The sequence below is a fragment of the Streptococcus sp. 3167 genome, from assembly GCF_013277175.1.
Taxonomy (GTDB): Bacteria; Bacillota; Bacilli; order Lactobacillales; family Streptococcaceae; genus Streptococcus; species Streptococcus pseudopneumoniae.
In genome coordinates this window covers 1-2,907 of record NZ_VMML01000098.1, presented here as the reverse complement: position 1 = coordinate 2,907, position 2,907 = coordinate 1, and the positions used below count along the sequence as shown (strand labels likewise).

At 43.1% G+C, this 2,907-nt stretch carries 3 protein-coding genes; all 3 read right to left on the bottom strand.

The features are described 5' to 3' along the window. Positions 1-12: 12 nt before the first annotated feature. Positions 13-555, bottom strand: a complete 543-nt coding sequence (locus HT678_RS10920) for a hypothetical protein (RefSeq protein WP_001105678.1) — start codon at positions 553-555, stop codon at positions 13-15. Then, the gene (locus HT678_RS10915) at positions 552-758 is read right to left on the bottom strand and encodes a hypothetical protein (RefSeq protein WP_000368698.1); all 207 of its coding nucleotides are present in this window, start codon (positions 756-758) and stop codon (positions 552-554) included. The genes HT678_RS10920 and HT678_RS10915 overlap by 4 nt, the downstream gene beginning before the upstream one ends. Continuing rightward, positions 751-2,907: tail fiber domain-containing protein (locus HT678_RS10910; RefSeq protein WP_172925023.1), on the bottom strand; the 2,157-nt coding region annotated here is incomplete at its 5' end. The genes HT678_RS10910 and HT678_RS10915, both read right to left, overlap by 8 nt.

Sequence of the window (2,907 nt, the reverse complement as noted above, 5' to 3'; positions counted from 1 at the left end):
TCTAGTGTAATCTTACTCATTGCTGCTACCTCCATTGTCTTCACTAGGGCTCTCTTGGTTTGTCGTTTCAGAAATGTCATCTTCTTTCTCGCTTTCTTTCTTATCTTCTACCGCTGGGGTTGGTTGTGCTTCTTCAGCTTGGTTTTCTGTGTCCGTAACCTGAGGGGTGTCCTCGTCGGTCTCCTCTTTCTCCCCCTGGTCAGGCTCTCCTTGAGCTTCCAGCTCTTCCAATCGCGCTAAGATATCCTCAATATCCTGAGCATTCTGGAGATTGACCTTCTGCATGCCATCCATGAGCTGGTTGGCTCTCTCCAGCGCTTCCGTCGTCTTAGCCAGTTGTTCTTGGTTCTTGACAATGGCGCTTGTTGGGTCCAGTTCGGTGCGAACCAATTCCAAAACCGCTTGGATAAGGGCGTCCTCACTATCCTGTGTATGGTCACCTGGCAATTCGCACTGCTCATAAGAATAGCGCCCCTTGTTTTCCATCTTGATTGCGACAACTGTTACATTTTCCCCACCTTTCAAGTAGGGATTGATTGCTACTTCGTAATTCATTCCTTATTTCCTTTCATTTTCGCTTGTGTTTCGTCAAAAAGTTCTTTAAGCGCTGGGTCATATTCCAGCACCGCCTTAAAGGCCTGTAATTCAGCCAAAGCCAGCCTATGGTGTACATTTAAATGCGCATAGTTCAATTCGATATCAGCCAAACGGTCGACGAGCGACTCAGCGACTAGCTTGTCGATTGTGTGATTATCCATGTCTGTTCTCCATTTTTTCTATTTTTTGATTTAATTCTTGAATGGCCTTGATTAAGTAAGGAACTAAAGCGGTATAGTCTATATGTAGATAGCCATCTGGATTCTCAGGATCTCGTGAGACAATTCTTGGAACGATGGTTTCAGCCTCTTGAGCTATTAGACCAATCTCCTCATGTTTCTTACTTTCGATGAAATCAAATGCAACCATTCTTAATCTGTTGATTTTGTCCAAGGCTTTCACAGCTGTATCTGTGATGTTCTCTTTTAAGCGTCTGTCTGATTTTTGTTCCATCCAATACTTCACGCTACCGCTACCGACCTGATTCCACCAAACAACCGCATTCCTTCCGCCTTTGGGATTCCAACCATCACCAAGCACATCTTTACTTCCAAGTTCGATACCATTTAAAAACACAGGAGAACGAGAAAAAGTAGTATTCCCATAGAAGTTTGCTCTCGATGAATTCGAAAAGTCAACCCTACCGTGGAAATTTGCTCCGTTTCGGCAATGCATGTCTCCTAACGTTGTCACATACCAAGCATTGGGGCCAGGACTGTTCCAATTGTAACCCCAGTTCGCCCAAAATGCGGTATTTTCGCCATTGTAGCTTCCGCCTTCGCCGTTTCCCATGCCGACCGAGAATTGGTTGACACCAGAAATCCAGCGACCTCTTCCTTGAGCAAAACGACCAATTGTAAACCCTCCTATTTGACCCTGATAAGCTTCTAAGAAAGTCGAGCGATTCACAACTGATTCAATCTTAGTCGCAAAGATACGTTTAGAAGTTAGTTCTCCAATAAAGGCGTCGTTGGCAATAAGTTTTCGAATAAAGGCATGATCAAACTTTACCTTATCAGCTGTGACCGCTTCGGCAGCTAAAACAGCTGTCGTTACTGAACCTGATTCAAAATTAGCTGTCTTCAACTTATCAACCATGGCAGACTTGATGACTGCTCTGTCAATCAGGGTCTCGCCTGTTATATGGGTTAATTTCCCAGAAAGACGATTATGACCATTGGCTCCTAGATTGATACCCGAAATCAAATCACCTGCACTGTTGATGTTTTGAACCAACCAGGAGCCAGCTAGTTGAGTCATTTTTGTTTGCGTTGCTTCAAGCTTCTTATTCGCATCTGCGACTGCATCTTCTGGATGTGGTTGCCATGTTCTAGGTTTATAACCTTTGTACAAGTCAACTTCTGTAATATACAAATCAGCTGTTCCTGATGATGAGCCATTGTTCTCAAAACGAATGTAAGCATTATCCATTTCTCCGGAATTAAAAGTTACTGAGACATCTTCGCATCTAGAGGTAGATAGTTTCTTGCTGCTAACAACTTTCTTAAAGATTGTGAATCCATCGCTCTCGCCTGCTCTTCGTCCCAAAATATAAACATCATAGCTTGCTAGAGCACTGTTGTTAAATCCTCTAAAATTCAGTACATAGTCAGTATTTCGTTCAAGATTAAAACGGTGACTAGACAAAAAGTTTTTGTTTTTAGTTGCATTGCTTAAACGCATAAGGTCTTTCTGCCCGTTGTGATAAAAGCTATGCTTAACCAATCTTCCTAAATTTTGAGTTGAGCCCCATTTATTCGTATCATTTTTAAAATCACTATTCTTAATGAGGTTAGGGCCGCTTACACTATATTTCCCAACCTCAACCTGAAACAGTTGATTGGTCATAGCCATGCGAGCAACCTTATCCGCAATTCCATTTTCACTATTGCCCAAAATCCGCTCGTAAAGTTCACTGGTTTCCTTAACACGCTGGAAGTCAGTAGTCTCTACCTTACCTGCCAGTTGATGGGATAGGTTCGCAATGTTCCTGGTCATATCCTGCTTATAAGTTGTTATTTGGCTTGAAATATCCCTAAATGTCCCGTCGGCAGATTGACGATAGCTAGCTATTTGGCTAGTTATTTCTCTATTCGCACTCGTTTTAACTCCTTCAATTCTCCGATGAATCCCCTCCACGTCTTCTTGATAGCTTGATTTCCCTACATAATCTCTGGATATCTGCTCACGAACTGCTCTTGCTTGTCTCGCGCTCTCCTCACGAGTATAGCGCTGTAAGCTTTCCTGTCTTTGACCATCTTGAGCAACATAGGCCTGAACAGCCGACAAATCCGTTCGCAATTCCTGCGC

What these genes read in the sequence shown, in the direction of transcription:
- HT678_RS10920 (WP_001105678.1), bottom strand. Translation starts at nt 555, where the DNA reads ATGAATTACGAAGTAGCAATCAATCCCTACTTGAAAGGTGGGGAAAAT.
- HT678_RS10915 (WP_000368698.1), bottom strand. Translation starts at nt 758, where the DNA reads ATGGATAATCACACAATCGACAAGCTAGTCGCTGAGTCGCTCGTCGAC.